The organism is Sphingomonadaceae bacterium OTU29LAMAA1 (assembly GCA_024072375.1).
Lineage (GTDB): Bacteria > Pseudomonadota > Alphaproteobacteria > Sphingomonadales > Sphingomonadaceae > Sphingomonas.
The window spans coordinates 2,976,351-2,993,281 of the sequence record CP099617.1 but is presented as its reverse complement, the minus strand read 5'-3'; the positions used below and the strand labels follow the sequence as shown (position 1 = coordinate 2,993,281).

Below are 16,931 nucleotides of genomic sequence, written 5' to 3'. Positions count from 1 at the left end.
CCTAGCGTACCGAACGGCCGCTTTCAGGGCCGCGCAACACCGGTTCGAATGGCAAATGGTGGGGCGCGTAGCTGCCGTTGCGAGCTTCATGAACGAACGTTCGCTTACGTCATCTGGCTGCCGGAAAGCGGACAGACTGCTCCCCACCAAGTCATGCCGTTCAGAGACTCCCGAGCCGCCCCGATCACCCGACACCCGACCGGGCGCTATCGAGGAGAATAGCAGCCAGTCCGCAGTCGCCCATCTTGCGCCCCGCGCTCTCCGTCTGTGACGCCTCAATACATAAACGCAGAACTGCTAACAAAGAGGCAGCGTTCAAGTCCGTGGAACCCCGAATTCGGTAGGGTACCAGTTGGGTACTACACAACGGAAGTTGGTGCTGGATGTTTCTGCGCTACGGTGCCGGCTATGACGACGGACGTAATCAATGAGACCACGCTGGCCGCGATCAAGCGCATCACACCCGCCGAACGGGAATGCTTGAGGCGCTGTTTGGAACATCAGACGGCGAAGCAGATGGCAATCGATCTGGGCATCTCCGCCCATGCGGTGGAGAAGCGGTTGAAGATGGCACGCGCAAAGCTCGGTCTATCATCGTCCCTTGAAGCTGCGAAGTTGGTGGAGATGGTAGATCGGTCCCATCGCTTGGGACCTGGTCCGTCGGACCTTTCGCCAGAGAACGCGCAACCTGATCAAGGCGGCACCGATGCCGCCCCACGTCATGAGATGTCGTGGATCAAGCGGATCGGCTTAACCCGGGTAGTCGCAGGAGTGATCCTTATGAGCTTGATATTCGCAGCAGCTTTGACGCTGGCTTCCTCGCCTTCCACCTTTCAGGATCAGACAAGGCCAGTGTCGACGGCGTCGGAGCCCGCACCGACTCCTGACACCGAAGCCGCTTTACGGCGCCTCGTTGCCGGCTTGGCAAGTGGTGCTCCGGATTACAATAAACTCGCCCCTCAATTCGCTGAGGTTGTCCGACGCGACCTCCCGATGACCCACCCCATGTTCAAGTCGATGGGCGAGCTGAAGTCGATCACCTTCCGCAACAAAGGTCCGATGGGTGATGACGCCTACGATCTGACGTTCGCTAACGGTAAAGTGCTAATGTCAGCAGCCCTTGACTCTCAGGGCAGGATGGCTGGCGGCATTCTTGCGCCGCAGGGGGTCAGGGCATCCGGCCACTGATAAGATGCCCGCTGAAGATGATCTGCTCCTTCCATAAGAAGCAGATCATCAATTTCCCCTCCTTCACGCTTCGGAGTCGCGCCTATCCTCAGCTCGCACCTCAACACGCGAACGCCTTGCTGCTAAGTAAATTTTAGATGCGTATGTCTTCAAACGCCCACAAGCGGATATGCTTGATCAGCGTGCAGCCCTATTACGTTTCCGGAACGCGGAAAATTGTCTTTCCCCGATGGATCATAGAGATGGATGGACCGTCTTTATCGATGGCAATATCGACGCGGTCCTTCGTATCGGCATTAAAGAGGCGAAGTGTTGTTGCTCCGGTTGGTTCGGCGATAAACATTGCGTGCTGCTTGTTCTTCTCGTCTAATGTTAGCAATACGTTCGAATATCCATGATCCACTGTGGCATATCCACTCCGCTCCACACCTTCAGCGTCGAAAAGCAGCACTCCCGACATCGTATCTTCGGGGCGGCCGCCCCTTGTTCGGTTCTGCTGGCCGTTGACGATCGCATGAGCGAGCGGCGCGCCAATCTTGACGCGGGTGACGCCGTTGCCATCAACAATGTTGAGTTCGCGGACAGTCAGAACGTCTGAGGTTCTCGGAACCAACGGTGCCGACACCTCCGCAATCGCCCGCGATCCTGCCGCGCCGCCAATCGCCAAGATCGCAGATGACGCGCCGACTACCGCAACGATGAAGGCTGCCCGGCATCTTCGTTCAAGGCGCGCAATCCGGCCTTCCAAATCAGAGTTTTCCAAATGGTTTTCCTTTCGGCCGTATCGCCCTGACGATACGCCACCGCGGTCAATGTGCAACGCAACCAAACTTGGCTGCTTCGTCTGCTTCCGTCGCGAGGGAACGTTAGACTGGCGCGTTTGCCCCAGTGTCACACGTCGGCTTTCCACCCGATGCCGGACATAACAGCGGCAAAGATGGCCCCGTCCCTTACCGCGTCATTGCCCCACGTTTCGCCAAAAATTGTCAGTGCGCTGCGTTTATCATGGCTCCTCTGAACGTGGGGCGTCATTCACTCCGCAGCGGCCATCCATCGGTCGCTAAACGGCCGTAATTGGTAGCGCACAGTGGCAGCAGCCAGTGGAGAATTCTGTGATGCAGGCTGTAGCGCTTCTTCTTTCTGTCCTCGCGCCGCTCTCACCAACTTGCGGTCATCCAAGCTCATCTGAAGCCGGACAGGCCGATTCGACCACGCTCCCGCACGTATTCCAGAACGGCGAGCGGTTCGCTTTGAAGCTGTTTTGGATCGACAACCAGGGAAAGCGCGTCGATCAAGGCGTTATTGAGCCTGGCGCGCTCAAGTCGGTGAATACTTTCCCTGGCCATGTTTTCGAGCTGACGAACGCCGAGGGGCGCTGCGTCGCCGTTGTTCGGATCAGCGAGCGCCCTGCTGGCACGTATGTTGGCACAAGCCGCTATCGCGCCGTCAGCGTCCATCCCGGTTGGCAGGTGTTCATTGATCAGGCCCTCGATCCTGACGCCAACCCTGCAAAGGCTGCGCTATCGATCATAGGCAAGATGCTGGGTGATGTGGATCGCTCATTGCCACCCGCCGCCGCGGCATGCGTTCGTCAAACGCCGATATTTCTTCATGAACACGCCGGTCCTAGCGAGATGTACCATCACGACCCTTATTGGCTGATTGCACATGGTCGAACGGTTGAATTGCTAAACGGAGTAGAGGTGTCAGACGCAAGCCTCTTCATCGGTTCGTCTAGAGTTCAGCCGGGCGCTATCCTCCACGAATTGGCCCACGCCTACTACCTGCGACTCCCTCAAAAAGATCGTGACGAAATCCAATCCGTTTACCAAAATGCTATGCAGAAGATCGGCTATAAAAACGTCAAGCGCCATGATGGCTCGACTATCGACGCCTACGCCCGCGTTAATGCCGCTGAATACTTTGCAGAACTCACTGAGGCATACTTTAGCCGCAACGACTTCTATCCATTTACTCGAGCCGAGTTGTCAGCGTATGATCCTGATGGTGAACGCTTGATCGCGAAGATCTGGCACTAGCCGGCGAGGCAGTAAGAATTACCGTCCCAAATCCCGCGCCATGCCCCATTGTAGAAGGCATGTTCTCGAATGGTGGCCGGCGCTACCAGAAGACGTGATTGGTGATTACGCCGAACCTGACGAGCAAGCCCAGCGCGGCGCCGATTGAAAGAAGGGCTAGGTAGACGGCGATAGCTCGCGTCCGGCCTCGACGGTCCGTCTGATAGCTCATTATTGATCGCCTTGTAGCTGGTACTGGCACCAAGGTGAACGATCCAACCAGCGTCTTCAATTGGGCGCAATTGCAGACGTTCAGTTTACAAGGCACAATGCCGTAGTGCGGCCCGATGCGTGCCGCTTGCACGGTCAGGAGAGCCTAGTGGCTGAGACGGTATCGTGGCTCCAACTGACAGTGCTGGCGATCATCGCCATCGGTATCTGGCGCATCGCGGATGCGCTCGACCGCAAAGGACCCTAGTCCTCCCGCCACAGCCACCCCCCCCGTGGTTGTCTTTCAGCGCGTCTTCAACAAAGGTCCGCCCGCGACCGGTTTGCGCGATCTCTTCGAGAAAGTACTCAATGATGACATCACTTGCGCTGGCAGCTTTGATATTCGGTTCATCCCTACAGGGCACCGTAGTCGCAGCCTCCCAAAAGCCGGTTATCCGGCCGTCAACGGAAGCTCCGCCTCTCGCTGGAGTGAAGCCACCGGCGGGAACCAGGTTGGTAAACATGGACATCATCGTAATGCCGAGATCGCCCGGCCAACCGGCAACATATGAGCTAGCAAGCCCTCAAAGCGCGAAGACATTCAGGGATCAATATGCTCTGAATGCAAAACAAGCCGGCTATCGAATTTTGATAAACCACCCCGTAGTTGTCGGAGTAAGAACAGACGGCACTTCCATACGCTTGCGTGTGCTTGAAGACAGTCACGGATCATCGGGCATTCTCACGGTAAACCCGCCAAAGAATCTACGCGTATAGCTTCGTTGGATGACTGCTTCCGACGACAGGCAGACACTCAGCTCCTCTAGCTGTGCGCTTTCGTCAGCGATCGTGAAGCTCGACCGGACTGGATCGTCATCCGCCGTTCATGAAAGTGACACTTGCGAAACGAGGTGTGGAAGTTATTTCGGCCGAATGGAACAGCCGCACACGAAGGACTGCAACGAGGCGCAGTTGCTTTCAGCCCTGACTGCCGCGCTCGCCGAAGCAGATCGATGCGATGCGGTTATTGCCGCGCACGTCGCTGCCGCGATTTCGCGCTATCACGATCTATACCCCCGGGCTCATTGATCCAGTGCTCGCTGGGCTGTGAAAAGCTCCTGAAGAAGCCGTGTAACCATCTCGTGGCCCGTGCTCGTCAGGGCGGCGTGGTCGATCCGGACGCAGACGAGTCCTTCCTCGACAAGTGCTGCTATCCAGCGTTCGACAATCCTCGGGTGCATCTGATCGACTGTACCAAGCTCTGGAAGTTGCAGGTACCGGGCGCTGTCCTCCGCGACGTACATCTCAAGGAGGAGGTTCAGGGATGTCCCTGAGTGGAACCCCTTGGGGAGATTGTCCCTGACAACCCGCGAAGGTGCTGTCAGTCTAATGCGAACTACTCTCCAGACGATGCACCCGGGTCTTTGAGGTCGCAGCTTAGCTGGCGAGCATCTGCCACTCCGCCAGTGCGGCGGCGCGTCGTTCCCGGTAGGTCTGTCGATCGATGAGGTGGCGTTCCAGGCTGAAGTGGTTGTGGACGTTGGCGTGAACAGAGGCGAACTTCTGCAGCGTCTTCATCTGTCTGAACCTGAGCATCGCTCGCTCTCGTCGTCGGAACGGCAGGTGCGAGTTCTCCACCCGATTATTGGCCCAGCGCCCCACCTCCTGCTTCTCGCGACTGCCCAGCTCGTTCATCGCTGCGCCGTAGCTGCGCAAGCCATCAGTCGTGATGCCGTCGGGTGAACCGTGCCGCTTGAGCGCCTTCTTCATGAAAGTAAGCGCGGCAGCCTTGTCCCGCGTTTTGGTGACGTAGCTTTCCAACACCTCACCTTCATGGTCGACCGCTCGCCACAGGTAGACCATCTCGCCGTTCAGCTTCACGTACATCTCGTCCAGATGCCAGCGCCAGTGGCGGAACCCCCGCATGCGGCTGACCCGCTGACGGCGAATGTCGCCTGCGAACAGCGGACCGAACCTGTTCCACCACAGCCTGACCGTCTCGTGGCAGATGTCGATCCCGCGCTCGAACAGCAGATCCTCCACGTTCCGCAAGCTCAGCGGAAAGCGCACGTACATCAGCACCACCAGCCGGATCACCTCCGGCGAGGAGTTGAAATAGCGAAACGGCGAGGCTGGCTTGCGGGCGCGGGGCATGCCCCCGCCCTACTCCGTTCAGCGCATCAGGGCACCTGGTGCATTTGGTTTGACGGAGCCAGGCAAACCGCTCGGCCAGTCCCTCGCCGCTATGGAAGGGGCATTCTGCTGGCAAGCCGGCCGTCGTGTTTCCCACCTTCATTCCCGCATCATAGGCGGCGCGCAGGCAAGGGTCCGTTGGCATGCCGTCATAACCTGCCGCAAGGCGGTATGTGTCCATTGGACACGAGCGAGCTATCTAGCCGTCGAATCGCCGTGTCACACCGCTGCCCTTCGCTTCGCCGGCGGGCGCTGTTCTTGGCCATCTTGAGCTTGGCGATTCTAGCTTCCACGATGACACGCCGAGCCGGCCCGCGCATAACCGGCGCAGAACGAAATAGGGGGGGATTGCACCGATGATACGGACGTTCATGCTGGCGGCAGCGTTGGCATTGATGGGCGCGCCTGCGCTGGCGCGCAGCGACGTCGATCCGGTTCGCGTCCGCGCGCATCTGGACTTTCTTGCCGGACCGGATCTGCGTGGCCGGGGCAGCGCAACGCCGGACGAAGCGGTGGCCGCTGCGTACGTCGCCGCCCAGATGCAAGGGTATGGCCTGAAGACCGCGCCCGGCATGAACGGCTATCTGCAACGCATTCCAGTGCTGCGACAGGTGCTGGCAGCGCCCGCGGAACTGCTGATTGATGGCACGCCGGCACAAGACGTGACGCTGCTCCGCGGCACCGGCGGAGTGTGGGGTGGAAAGGTGGCGGTGCTCGGTCGCATAGCGCCTGGGACCAAGGCGGGCGTGCTGGTGGTCACCGCCGGTACCGCTTCCAACGCCGACATCGCCAAGGCGCGCACTGAGATCGGCGCGAACGTGACGGTGGTAGCCGCGGACAAGGGAACACGTCGCACAACAGAGGCGAGCGGGGGGCGCCCCAGTCTACCGATGTCTTTCCCCAACGAAGTTCCGGCGGGCCGCAATTCGACGGTCGCGGTCGGACCGGAAACGATGCAGCGCCTGCTTCGCGATGGCGCGGACGCGATGTTGTCCGTCCCCTTCACACTCGCACATGACACCACGAACAACGCAGTCGCCTATCTGCCCGGTAGAGACCCTACCGCAGGCGTGCTGCTGCTATCAGCGCACCTCGATCATCTCGGCGTCGGGTCCGATGGTACGATCTGGCCGGGGGCGAACGACGATGCGTCCGGGACGGTCGCACTGCTGGAGATCGCGCGGGCGATGGCAGCGGGGAAGCAACCGAGGCGCGGCATCCTGTTCGTTGCCTATGGGTCGGAGGAGAAGGGTGGCTTCGGTTCGCGCTGGTTCGGGGACCATCCTCCGGTGCCGCTGAACCAGATCGCCGCCAACATCGAGTTCGAGATGCTGGGTGCGCGCGTACCCAAGCTGGCATCTGACCGGTTGATGATGACCGGCTATGAACGATCGGATCTGGGCAAGGAGCTTCGCGCGCACGGGGCGTTGGTCGACGCCGATCCCTATCCCGAGCAGAACTATTTCCGACGCTCGGACAATTACGCGCTCGCACTGCGCGGCGTCGTTGCCCACACCGTCTCCGGCTTCGGCGAAGTGGCCACCTATCATACGCCCCAGGACACGCCTGATCGCGTCGACAGCGTCTTCATGGTTCGAGCGATCGAGTCGCTGATGAAGCCGATCCGCTGGCTCGCGGACAGCCGCTTCACTCCGCGCTGGACCAAGGACGGTCGGCCGAAGGAATAGCTCGCGATGTGGCGCTAGAACCCGATCCGGATTACTCGCCACCATCGCTTGATGCGTTGCCACCAGGATTCGGTTGTCTGCGTCCGCGGCTGTCGCTGCCGGGGAACATCGCTGGGGCGTCGTGCGCGGTTCCTGATGGGGCGGCGGGCCATTCCCCTTCATCGCACCATCGCATTGCATCGGCGGTGAACATCGGGGACGGCCGCGGTTCAGCTTAGGCCCTGACGGTCGGCACCTCGGCGATGCTGGTCGTCCACGCTGGCGACCGCATCTCCGACCGCAGCTTCCATTCGCGTCGGAACCCCTGCGATGCCGTCACCGCGGTCCACTTGCCGAACCTACCGTTGATCTCGTCCAGCGCGCTCATCAGCCGGTCACGCTTGCCGGTGTCGTCCTCGAACAATGTCCGCAGCCGCATGTCGGCGGCGACAAGGTCATCCAGCATGATGCCCGCTTTCGTGTACGCGTAACCGTCTCGCCACGCCCGTTCCGCGCCACGACGGGCGGCGGCGATCAGTTCAAGGCTGTCATTCGTCATCGGGTGCAGGGTCACCGTTCGTGATCCGGCGTATTGCGGACGGTCTGGCTTGTGACGGTTGGTGTGGAAGAAGGCCGTCAGCCTGGCCGCGACAAGGCCGTGCTGCCGCAGCTTCTCGCCGGCGCGCAAGGCGTATTGGCTGAGCGCACCCATCAGCCCGTCGAACGTGGTCACGGGCGTCCCGAAGGATCGCGTCACCGCCATGCCCTTGCGCTGGGGTGCCACCATCTCGACGGCAGCGGAAGGAACACCGCGCAGTTCGGCGACGAGACGTTCCAGCACAACCGTGCCGACCGCACGAGCCTGCTTCATCGGCATGTCCCGGAGCGTCCCGGCCGTGGTGATGCCGAGGTCCGCCAGCTTGCGTGCCGTGGCACCGCCGACGCCCCATACGTCCTCGACGGGGAAGGCGTGCATCACGTCGGACCGCACCCCATCGTCCCGTAGATCAGCCACCCCATTGAAGGCTGAGTTCTTCTTGGCGGCGGCATTGGCGAGCTTCGCCAGCGTTTTGGTATCGGCGATGCCCACGCAGGTCGGGATCGTCGTCCACTGCCGCACCTGATCCCGCATCTCGTGTGCGTGGGCGACCAGATCGCGGTCTTCGAAGCCGGCGAGATCGAGGAAGGTCTCGTCGATCGAATATATCTCGAAGTCGCGGGCGAAGGCCTCGCAGGCGGCGATCACCCGACGCTGCATGTCGCCGTACAGGGTGTAGTTGGACGACAGGACACGGATGCGGTGCTGTCGCACCTTGTCGCGCAGGTGATGGATCGTCACCCATCTTGATGCCGAGCGCCTTCGCCTCCGCCGATCGAGCTATGGCACAGCCGTCGTTGTTGGACAGGACGATCACCGGTACGCCGACGAGGCTGGCGTCGAACGCCCGCTCGCAGGAGACGTAGTAGTTGTTGCAGTCGATCAGCGCGATCGGCGTGGTCACGCCATTTTGCGGGCGACGCCGACCACGACGCCCCAGATCTCGACATGCTCGTCGACAAGGATGTGCGAATAGCCCTCTGCCTCGGGTATGAGCCAGTGACGGCCGTCCATGTGCCGCAGCCGCTTCAGCGTTCGGTCGCCGTGGACCAGCGCCACCACGATGGCGCCGGAGCGCGGCGTCTTCGCGCGATTCACGACAATCAGGTCACCATCGTTGATCCCGGCACCGGCCATCGACTGACCATCGACCCTCATGATGTAGCTGGCGGCCGGGTGCTCGACCAGCCAGGCGCCAAGGTCGATCGGCTCTTCCATGTCGTCCTGTGCGGGCGACGGGAAGCCTGCAGGCGTGCGGCACAGGAAGAACGGCACCTCGCGCGGCACCAGTTCGTACGGTATTTCGTGCAGCCGCAGCGTGTTCATCTCGATTCCCTTGGTCGCCCGTATTGTAACGCTCGTCAGAACGAAAGAGGAACAGGTAATCTGATGCGCTTCGTCGCAGGACGCTGAACAGGGTCAGGCGATCAGCGTTTGAACGGCCATGCACCTCGAGGATCACACCGCTCGCTCACGTCATGAACATCGGCATCGCGCCCGCATAAAGCTGAAGATCGGCCCACGATCGGCGCTCCGGGCGGACGTGGCGATCAGCTCATCCGGCCTGCTGGCGATCGGAGGGCTGGTATCTTCAATCTTGCTTTCGACGGCCGTGATCGTTCGCACCGCGCGGATCAGTTCACGGTAGCGTCGGAGAGGGCCGAGCATGCCGCACTCGGAATACAATTTCGGATAGCGGCATGATCGACGCTAAGGCTTTAGCGCTCCATGACGCGTATGCGGCGCTTCCGGGATAGGGATGCCCAGGGTCGAGAACGATCTAATAGCCTGATGCAGCTGCCTTCCTGCCGATCGGACCCTGCTTGAGCACACACAGCCGTCATTTCGCGATCATCGCACCCCCGACCCCAGGTCACGTCAATCCGTTGCAGGCGCTCGGAACCGAATTGATCAGCCTTGGGCATCGCGTCACTTTTGTGCACCAGACGGACGTAGCTCCACTTATCACTCGAACGCAGATGGGCTTCGAGCCATTGTCGGTGACGATCGATGCAGGGCAATCCTTAGCTGGATATAATGCGGTTCTCGCCGCTCCCACAGGTCCCGTCGGTCTTACGCGCATGATCCAGGCAACAGCGAGAATGAGCGAGCGGCTTCTGAAGCATGCTCCGGGCGCGGTGGATAGGATTGGGGCGGACGCACTGATCGCGGACTCCGCAGAGCCGGCTGGCGAGCTTCTTGCTCAATCTCTGGGTCTGCCGTTCGCAGTCAGCGTCACCGGTCTTCCGCTGCTCGGCGAACCTGATGTGCCGCCACCGTATCTAGGCTGGAAATATAGGGCCAACGCTACTGGGCGGTTCCGCAACCGTGGCGGCTACTGGGTTGCGGAGCGGCTGATGCGCCCAGTCACCGATATTCTGGAAAGCTACCAAAGGGATCCGGGGCTTTCGCATGACCGGACCGAAGCCCGCGTCTATGTCGCGCAATGCCCACAGGCGCTGGACTACGCCCGCAAGCACCTGCCATCAAACTTTCATTACGGCAGTCCCTGGCGTGTCCAGTCGTTGGCGGACATTGATCTTCAAGAGGACGATCGGCCGTTGATTTTCTGTTCGCTCGGGACGCTACAAGGCTCTCGACGCAGGCTGTTCGCCACGATGTCGGCGGCATGCGCGACTATCGGCGCGAGGGCCGTGATCGGGCATGGCGGAGGATTAAGTTCGGCGCAGGCTGCAGCCTTGCCCGGCGATCCGCTGATCCGCGCTTTCTGGCCGCAGGAGAGCGTGCTGCGGCGCTGCTCCGCGGCGGTACTCCACGGCGGCTTCAACACCACGCTCGATGCGCTAGCGGCCGGCGTGCCGATCGTGGCCCTTCCGATCGCATTCGAACAGCCCGGCACGGCCGCGCGCCTGAAATGGCTGGGTGCCGGCGAGGTCGCGTCACCCGGCTTCGTCACGGTTCGCAGCCTGGCCGCAAAGTTGACGCGCGTCATGTCGGATCCAAGCTATCGCCGTGTGGCGGCTAGTTTATCCGTTGAAATGAAGGCCGCCGGCGGGGCCGCGAGCGCCGCCGCCCGGATCGACGAAGCGTTCAGATGACCGCTGCACGTGCGGCAGCCCCCACCACGGGGTCATTGGGCTGAGATGATGTTCGTGGTGGTACGTTCCGAAGTTGAAGCAGGTAGCGAGGGCGCCAAGTGGCGAATAGCCGTTTCCCCGAGCGTTGTGCGCATCGGCGAACGGCGTCGCCTCATGCCGATGGGGCAGATAGGTCCCGAACAGGAAAAGCTGAGCTAGCGCGACGAGCGCAGGGATGGCCCAGAATACAATGATGTTCACAAGCGAGGCACCGAGCAGCATGTAGATGATCGCTGCGACTGTGATGCGCGCGATCTGTGCGTGAGTGTAATAGCCGGTGAAAAATCGTATGAACCAAGACCATGCATTGCACGGTCCGGTAGGGTTGAAGTCGGGATCAGCGTCCGTTCCGGGCGCCGCGTGATGGGCGTGATGTTTGGGGTAGAGCACTCCGTAAGACAGGCCGGCGTACGCGCCCAGACAGATCGTGCCGACCACAGTGTTCATCGTTGGACGCCCGGGAGCGAATGAACCGTGCATGCAGTCGTGCGCGATGATGAAAAGGCCGGTGCTCAGCCACGCCTGCAACAGGACCAGCACCACCGCCGCAACCGCAGATGCGGCACTCCATTCCCAAACGAAGATGCCGACGACGTGGATCGTCGTCCACGCCGCCCCGATGAGAAGCGCAAGCAATAGGCTGAGGACAGAGCCGTCGCGACGGCGAATCATTGTTCTACGCGCTCCGCCAGTCGGCGCTTCAGCTTCGCGGGATCCGGTGCGAACAAGAAACCGAAGCTGACGCCCCCGTCCTTCCCCTTTACCGCGTGATGGAGGCGATGCGCCTGCAGCAGCCGCTTTGAATAGCCGCGTCGTGGCACCCACCGCATGCCGAAACGCTGGTGCACCATGATGTCGTGCACGAATGCATAGATGCCACCGTAGATTGTGATACCGAGCGCGCACCACCAAAGCGGCTCCCACCGCAGGCCGGCGACGAACATGCCGATGACAATGGCGGCGAAACTCAGAGCGTACAGGTCGTTCTTCTCGAACACGCCAGATCGAGTTTCATGGTGAGAGCGATGCCAACCCCACCCCCATCCATGCATCACGTATTTGTGCGTCGCCCACGCGAAGCATTCCATGAACACAACCATGCCTACAACCAGAGCGAGCTTCTCAGACCATTGCATTATCGGCTCCGGATTATTCCTCCCGCATCGCAGTTCGAGCGGCAGGCCATCTCCGGACAGAACGAACGATGACAGCTAAAGAGCCGGTCGCTGAAACACTGAATCCATTCAAGGACGCCGCAACGGAAGAAAACGTCGGTGCAATCCACAGCGCCAGTACGGCCAGAGCTGCACCTGCAAGCACATCGACAGCGTAGTGACCGCCGAATAGTGGCGTGGCGAAAATCGTGACGGTTGCCCAGATCGGGGCGATGATGCGGCACCAAGAGGTCTTGCCGACCGCCCAAGTCAGGATGATGGGCAGGGTAGCGTGGTAGCTGGGGAAGGTGACGATGCCCATCATCTGCGTGAGATCGATTGTGCGCCAGCTTCCGTCGCGAAGTCCGACGAGCATGCCTTGCTCCCTCCAGGCGACGGATGGCCAAAGGTGGATGTAAAGCCCGGGGTCGAAAACGTTGCCGAGTGCCGGCATCAGACCGGAGATCAGTATTGTAACGAAGCCGCTCGCAATCGCGGCGGTCACCGCAGTGCGCAACCTGTCCACCTGGCTGGTCGCGCTCAACACCAGGATGCAGGCGACCATCTGTAGTGTGAGGCTATGGTACGCCAGTCCGCCGATCCAAAGCGCGACCGGGAGGCGATCCGCTGCGGCAAAGAGGAACGGCCAATCGAAACCCATTGCCCGGTCCAAGACAATGAATTGCCTGTCCCACAGCGGTCCGGCACGGGCCGCCAGGCCATAAGACAGAACGACGCCGATCAGCGTAAATAGCGTCATCTGCAGGAAGGCCGCCGCACCTTCGTATAGCGAAGGCCGGTTCCGCACCTTCCCGACCAGCATCACCGATAAGAGGCAGGTCAAGCCGACTAACGGAATGAGGCTCTGTGGCATCGCGATCCTGAAGCCCAACCCAAGGACCGTCAGCGTGCAGACCATTGCCATCACAGCAACCAACCACCACGTAGCGGCATCACCATTGCTTCGGATTCTAGCCTTCGACATCGTCGACAAACGCGGTATTCTTCACCAAGTGCCCAACGTTGCTCGGGATCAAGACGAATGCAGAAGCTGTCTTGCGCCGAAACCGACTGTTCGGACTAGGCGACTTACCCAACTGCTAGACTGACCGGTTCATCGAACAGACCGGCATCGAAGCTCAGCCATGGCTCGCCCCCCGCAGTGGAGGGGGAGTAAAATCCTAACCTGATTGTCATTTGACGGCGCGTTGGTGCGGACGCAGCATCGGTCAGCCCGATCACCGGGCGGGAGGATGTTGATGCGCAAACTTGTATTCGCGGCGGCCAGCTTGGGTCTGCTGGTGACCGCCACACCGTCGATCGCAGCACCATGCAAGGATGCGAAGGGCAAGTTCACGAAATGCCCGCCCAAGGCTCCGGTGAAGGCGACGCGGTGCAAGGCCGCGAACGGTAAGTTCGCCAAGTGCGGCACGCCGGGCGCGAAGCCAATCTGAGCAGTCGGGGCGGCAGCTTGATCCGCCGCCCCGCGCTTTGCCTCTAGGGTTCGTTTAGAAAGCTGCCGACAGACCCGCGAAAGCGGTAACGCTATCCCGATCATCGCGAAGAGCGTAGCCGGATACGCCACCCCGCAACGACAGAGCGCCGGCAATCTGTCCGTCAACACCGAACGCATAGCTCATGTAGCTGCGGTCAGCGCGCGTGACGTCGCTGGTAAAGCTGATCGGCGCGCCGGTCGGCGTAATCGTGAACGTTCGAGGATCGTCGTCGAATTCGCGCTCATAGCCTGCCCGCGCGAACATACGGACGGGCTGACCAGGGACAGACCGCACCACCGCGCCAAAGCGGCCCGTCAGGCTCTCGATCTGCTGGTCGGCGAAAGTGGCCGCAGTCGATAGACCGCCACCCTCGACATAGCCGTCTAGCCGGACCCGGTCGTACTGAACGGCCACGTCTGGACCGAACGCCACGCCGCCACGCGTGAACAGGTCGAAGGCGGCGGTAACTCGTCCGGCGACATAGTCACCGTCCGTGCGGCCTTCGTGACTGCGCAGCGCCGGCCCGAGTTGGACCGAGCGCCGGATGCGGCGATAGTCGATCTCGCCATAGGTGCCGTCGGCGAGCAGGCGCACCGGCCCAAGCTCGCCGCGGGCATAGCCGCTGACCGACCAGGCGCGGGGCTTGTAGCTGCCGGCGCCCGCGGCAAAATCACCGGTGCCGCTAGAATAGCCGCCGACGACGCCAACGCCGGATGCCGCGCCGATCGCGAGGTCCGCACCCGCCGCCCCAGTGAAGCCGCGCTCGGTCAGGCCAACGTGCTGAGCCGAGGTCCCGGTGTTATAATAATGATAGGCCGCGCTGCCGAACACCGACAGCCCACGCCCTAGCCGTTGCGAACCGCCCCGTTGCGGCCCTTCCATGAGGTCGCGCTGCGCCCGGAACATCGCCTGTGCGGCATAACCTAGTCCGGCAATTTGTTCCGGCGCCTGCACCAAGCTCGCGATCGCCTGTCCCTGGATCCGCTGGGTAATGCCGGCTGGGTGGACGCTGTCAGCAAGGATGTAGGTTTCGTTGGCATTGGGCGTCACCAGCGTGCTGCGCGTGCACGATAGCGACGATGGTACCGTGCAGGCGACGCCGATGACATTGGTATAGCCATAGGTCGAAGGACTCGAAACGAGTTCGTTGAACAGCCGATCGGTGTCGAAGTACAGCGCGTTGACGTTTCCGGCCGCGAGCGCGCTGGCAAAGGTACGGTTGAACAGCTGAAGCCCGGCGGCACCGCCGGTCTGCACGGCCAGGGTGACGATGCGCGTCGCGCCCGCCGCCTGCACTCGTCGCACCTGATCGGCCAGTTGCGTCGCGGCAGTGGTTAGGATGGCGTTATTGTTACTGCCAGCCGCCTGGAACGCAAAATAGTCGTTCCCACCACCCTGGATGTAGACGAGGTCGCGCGGGCCGAACTTACCGCCCGCGGCGAGATAATTGCTGATCTGCGTCGTGACCGGGATCGACAGCGCGTTGGCCGCCGTTACGCGAGCCCCGCCGACTGCGTAGTTGGTGCCACCCTGCCCGTAGAAGGGTGCCAGCGGCAGACCCAGGCGCGCGGCAAGCACTTCGGGCGATACCGGATCGGGATTGGTCGTAAAGCTGCCGGCTTCGCGTGGAAGGCGCGGATCAAGCGTCAAATAGTAGCCGCCGTCGGCGAGGCTGTCGCCGAACACGACCATCCGGTCGTAGGATGTGCCCTTCTGCGAGGCTGTCTGTGCGGTGTTCGCCGTCTGGGCGTGGACGGGCAGCGCCGCGACCATCGTACCCGCCAATAGCGCGGCGGCGTATTGCGTCTTCATCGAACCTCTCCCTTGCGGCAGCGGATCGTTGTCCGCTGCTCGGCTGCGACTCTTCGCGTCCGCCGACATTCCGTCAAGCGCTTGCGGTTAATGCGTTGCGGCATTCGTCTCTAAAGGTCGCATATGCAGGAACTTACCCTGGCCGTCATAGGCATCGACTTCCCCAACACGGACGGCAGCAACTGCCGGTCCGAGGCGATGATGACGTTGCCCGCGAACCGGTCGAGTTGATCCTGGAGCCGAAGAACAAGCACGACAGCAACGCCATTGCGATGATGAGCCCACGCGGTGTGCAACTCGGCTACATCAATGCCGAGAGGGCGCCGTACAGCGGCGGGCGGATGGTCCGCGGTGAGGACGACGAGGCGATCTTCCAGAGACCGGCTGGTGGATCAGCGTTCATTCACGTTGGCTTGGGTGGTGGCGCCCCGACGTCGCCGCCGTCATCGGACAAGTACGGTCAGCCTATTGCCGTTATAGGCCTGGTAGGAAGCTTGCTCGCATTGAAGTTGCCAACACGACAAATCGCCCTTGTCGCTGCGTAACGTAGCCAAGGGTCGCTCCTCGCCATACCAGGCAGATCACCGCAGGTTTACGAAATTGGCTTAAGGACCGTTCGTCCGCCGCCAGACGCCCATCCGGTGCCTTAGATTACCTGAATAGCCTCGCGACTGCGACGGCGTTCTAACGCGTTTAAAACGGCCAATAGGCGAATTTAGCGTCTGCGGCGGTGGCGGTGATCGTCGATGATGTAACGGCAGTGACTCGACCTTTGTGGTGTTGGGTATCGCCATCGTCATGAACTGTTATGCGTTCGGAAGATGTAGTATATGATGATCCTTATTGAAGGAAAGCTGGTTTGAGTTTATGGGCATAGGATCCCCATAAGATGAGTAACAGTATGTCTTCCGAATCCGACTCGGCTACGGTCGCTCTCGCCGCCGACCTAACCATTGCTTGGCTTGGCAACACGAACAATCGAGTGAATGCCGACGATGTGCCAGCATTTTTTCAGCAAATGCATCGGACAATCACAGATTTGTCGGCTGGCAACGATGCCAACGCCACGGCTGCCGAACTCACGAAGGAATACACCCCTGCTGTATCGGCGCGGAAATCCCTGGCCTCGCCAGATTTCATCATCAGTATGATTGACGGCAAGCCTTATAAGACGCTGCGCCGCCACCTATCGACCAACGGAATGACCCCGGAGGAATACCGCGAACGCTTCGGCTTGAAGGCGGATTACCCCATGGTCGCCCCGACATACTCCGCAGCACGACAGGCGATGGCGAAGAAAATTGGCCTTGGTCGCAAGCCGGGCCAGGCAAACGCTGTCAAGGTAGACGGGAAAGCTGCAAAGCCTCGTAAGGCGAGCGATGCCAAAGCTGCTGCACAGGCGCACCTTGGTAACTCAAACAGCTGAATAATCCTGGCATTTTAAATAGCATGGTGGGGATCGGCAAAAATTAGTCCTCACCAGTTTCGCCGCCAATC

The 16,931-nt window shown here is 61.0% G+C and carries 16 protein-coding genes and 1 pseudogene; 8 read left to right on the top strand and 9 right to left on the bottom strand.

Annotated features, from left to right (window positions below; genetic code table 11):
• The first annotated feature begins 408 nt into the window (after positions 1-408).
• Positions 409-1,188: a LuxR C-terminal-related transcriptional regulator gene (locus NF699_14585; GenBank protein USU04258.1), complete on the top strand. Its 780-nt coding sequence runs from the start codon at positions 409-411 to the stop codon at positions 1,186-1,188.
• Positions 1,189-1,381: 193 nt separating this feature from the next.
• On the opposite strand, the gene NF699_14580 is transcribed toward NF699_14585, so the two are convergent.
• Entirely contained in the window at positions 1,382-1,951 is a 570-nt protein-coding gene (locus tag NF699_14580) for a hypothetical protein (GenBank protein USU04257.1), read from the bottom strand.
• Between the two features lie 352 nt (positions 1,952-2,303).
• Here NF699_14580 and NF699_14575 point away from each other — a divergent pair, with 352 nt between their 5' ends.
• Positions 2,304-3,227 (top strand): hypothetical protein, encoded by a 924-nt coding sequence (locus NF699_14575; protein ID USU04256.1) that lies wholly within the window; start codon positions 2,304-2,306, stop codon positions 3,225-3,227.
• A 482-nt stretch (positions 3,228-3,709) separates the two neighbouring features.
• Positions 3,710-3,988, top strand: coding sequence for a hypothetical protein (locus tag NF699_14570; GenBank protein ID USU04255.1), 279 nt, complete (start codon positions 3,710-3,712; stop codon positions 3,986-3,988).
• 865 nt (positions 3,989-4,853) lie between these two features.
• Here the strand turns inward: NF699_14570 and NF699_14565 are convergent.
• Positions 4,854-5,570: an IS6 family transposase gene (locus NF699_14565; GenBank protein USU04254.1), complete on the bottom strand. Its 717-nt coding sequence runs from the start codon at positions 5,568-5,570 to the stop codon at positions 4,854-4,856.
• A gap of 395 nt (positions 5,571-5,965) precedes the next feature.
• Between NF699_14565 and NF699_14560 the strand changes: the two genes are divergently transcribed.
• The gene (locus tag NF699_14560; protein USU04253.1) at positions 5,966-7,297 is read left to right on the top strand and encodes a M28 family peptidase; all 1,332 of its coding nucleotides are present in this window, start codon (positions 5,966-5,968) and stop codon (positions 7,295-7,297) included.
• A 214-nt stretch (positions 7,298-7,511) separates the two neighbouring features.
• Here NF699_14560 and NF699_14555 read toward each other — a convergent pair whose 3' ends face one another.
• The 3 genes and pseudogenes from NF699_14555 to umuD all read right to left on the bottom strand — a co-directional run bounded on the left by NF699_14555 (position 7,512) and on the right by umuD (position 9,200).
• Positions 7,512-7,664 carry a DUF4113 domain-containing protein gene (locus tag NF699_14555; GenBank protein USU07110.1) on the bottom strand — a complete coding sequence of 51 codons (153 nt, stop codon included), beginning with the start codon at positions 7,662-7,664 and terminating at the stop codon, positions 7,512-7,514.
• A gap of 117 nt (positions 7,665-7,781) precedes the next feature.
• Positions 7,782-8,778: pseudogene (locus NF699_14550) on the bottom strand (Y-family DNA polymerase).
• Positions 8,775-9,200, bottom strand: coding sequence for a translesion error-prone DNA polymerase V autoproteolytic subunit (gene umuD / locus NF699_14545; GenBank protein USU04252.1), 426 nt, complete (start codon positions 9,198-9,200; stop codon positions 8,775-8,777). Before umuD ends, NF699_14550 begins: the two are co-directional and overlap by 4 nt.
• A gap of 497 nt (positions 9,201-9,697) precedes the next feature.
• On the opposite strand from umuD, the gene NF699_14540 reads away from it, so the two are divergent.
• A complete protein-coding gene (locus NF699_14540) occupies positions 9,698-10,933 on the top strand; it encodes a glycosyltransferase (GenBank protein ID USU04251.1) in 1,236 nt (411 codons plus the stop codon).
• Here the strand turns inward: NF699_14540 and NF699_14535 are convergent.
• From NF699_14535 to NF699_14525, 3 genes are read right to left on the bottom strand one after another with little or no spacing between them, the layout of a single operon-like run.
• On the bottom strand, positions 10,862-11,644 hold the full coding sequence (locus NF699_14535; GenBank protein ID USU04250.1) for a fatty acid desaturase: 783 nt from the start codon (positions 11,642-11,644) through the stop codon (positions 10,862-10,864). The two genes, NF699_14540 and NF699_14535, sit on opposite strands and share 72 nt — an antisense overlap.
• Positions 11,641-12,108 (bottom strand): sterol desaturase family protein, encoded by a 468-nt coding sequence (locus tag NF699_14530; GenBank protein USU04249.1) that lies wholly within the window; start codon positions 12,106-12,108, stop codon positions 11,641-11,643. The genes NF699_14535 and NF699_14530 overlap by 4 nt, the downstream gene beginning before the upstream one ends.
• Positions 12,109-12,121: 13 nt before the next feature.
• The gene (locus tag NF699_14525; protein ID USU07109.1) at positions 12,122-13,051 is read right to left on the bottom strand and encodes a phosphatase PAP2 family protein; all 930 of its coding nucleotides are present in this window, start codon (positions 13,049-13,051) and stop codon (positions 12,122-12,124) included.
• Positions 13,052-13,385: 334 nt separating this feature from the next.
• Between NF699_14525 and NF699_14520 the strand changes: the two genes are divergently transcribed.
• The gene (locus NF699_14520) at positions 13,386-13,580 is read left to right on the top strand and encodes a hypothetical protein (GenBank protein ID USU04248.1); all 195 of its coding nucleotides are present in this window, start codon (positions 13,386-13,388) and stop codon (positions 13,578-13,580) included.
• 54 nt (positions 13,581-13,634) lie between these two features.
• Here the strand turns inward: NF699_14520 and NF699_14515 are convergent, their stop codons facing one another.
• Positions 13,635-15,434, bottom strand: coding sequence for an autotransporter domain-containing protein (locus NF699_14515; GenBank protein USU04247.1), 1,800 nt, complete (start codon positions 15,432-15,434; stop codon positions 13,635-13,637).
• 227 nt (positions 15,435-15,661) lie between these two features.
• Between NF699_14515 and NF699_14510 the strand changes: the two genes are divergently transcribed.
• Entirely contained in the window at positions 15,662-15,979 is a 318-nt protein-coding gene (locus NF699_14510) for an HIRAN domain-containing protein (GenBank protein USU04246.1), read from the top strand.
• A 356-nt stretch (positions 15,980-16,335) separates the two neighbouring features.
• The gene (locus tag NF699_14505) at positions 16,336-16,860 is read left to right on the top strand and encodes a MucR family transcriptional regulator (protein ID USU07108.1); all 525 of its coding nucleotides are present in this window, start codon (positions 16,336-16,338) and stop codon (positions 16,858-16,860) included.
• Positions 16,861-16,931: the final 71 nt, after the last annotated feature.

Coding starts and splice junctions, on each gene's coding strand:
- umuD (USU04252.1), bottom strand. CDS start 9,200: ATGAACACGCTGCGGCTGCACGAAATACCGTACGAACTGGTGCCGCGC.
- NF699_14560 (USU04253.1), top strand. CDS start 5,966: ATGATACGGACGTTCATGCTGGCGGCAGCGTTGGCATTGATGGGCGCG.
- NF699_14535 (USU04250.1), bottom strand. CDS start 11,644: ATGATTCGCCGTCGCGACGGCTCTGTCCTCAGCCTATTGCTTGCGCTT.
- NF699_14520 (USU04248.1), top strand. CDS start 13,386: ATGCGCAAACTTGTATTCGCGGCGGCCAGCTTGGGTCTGCTGGTGACC.
- NF699_14575 (USU04256.1), top strand. CDS start 2,304: ATGCAGGCTGTAGCGCTTCTTCTTTCTGTCCTCGCGCCGCTCTCACCA.
- NF699_14530 (USU04249.1), bottom strand. CDS start 12,108: ATGCAATGGTCTGAGAAGCTCGCTCTGGTTGTAGGCATGGTTGTGTTC.
- NF699_14555 (USU07110.1), bottom strand. CDS start 7,664: ATGAGCGCGCTGGACGAGATCAACGGTAGGTTCGGCAAGTGGACCGCG.
- NF699_14525 (USU07109.1), bottom strand. CDS start 13,051: ATGGCAATGGTCTGCACGCTGACGGTCCTTGGGTTGGGCTTCAGGATC.
- NF699_14565 (USU04254.1), bottom strand. CDS start 5,570: ATGCCCCGCGCCCGCAAGCCAGCCTCGCCGTTTCGCTATTTCAACTCC.
- NF699_14585 (USU04258.1), top strand. CDS start 409: ATGACGACGGACGTAATCAATGAGACCACGCTGGCCGCGATCAAGCGC.
- NF699_14515 (USU04247.1), bottom strand. CDS start 15,434: ATGAAGACGCAATACGCCGCCGCGCTATTGGCGGGTACGATGGTCGCG.
- NF699_14505 (USU07108.1), top strand. CDS start 16,336: ATGTCTTCCGAATCCGACTCGGCTACGGTCGCTCTCGCCGCCGACCTA.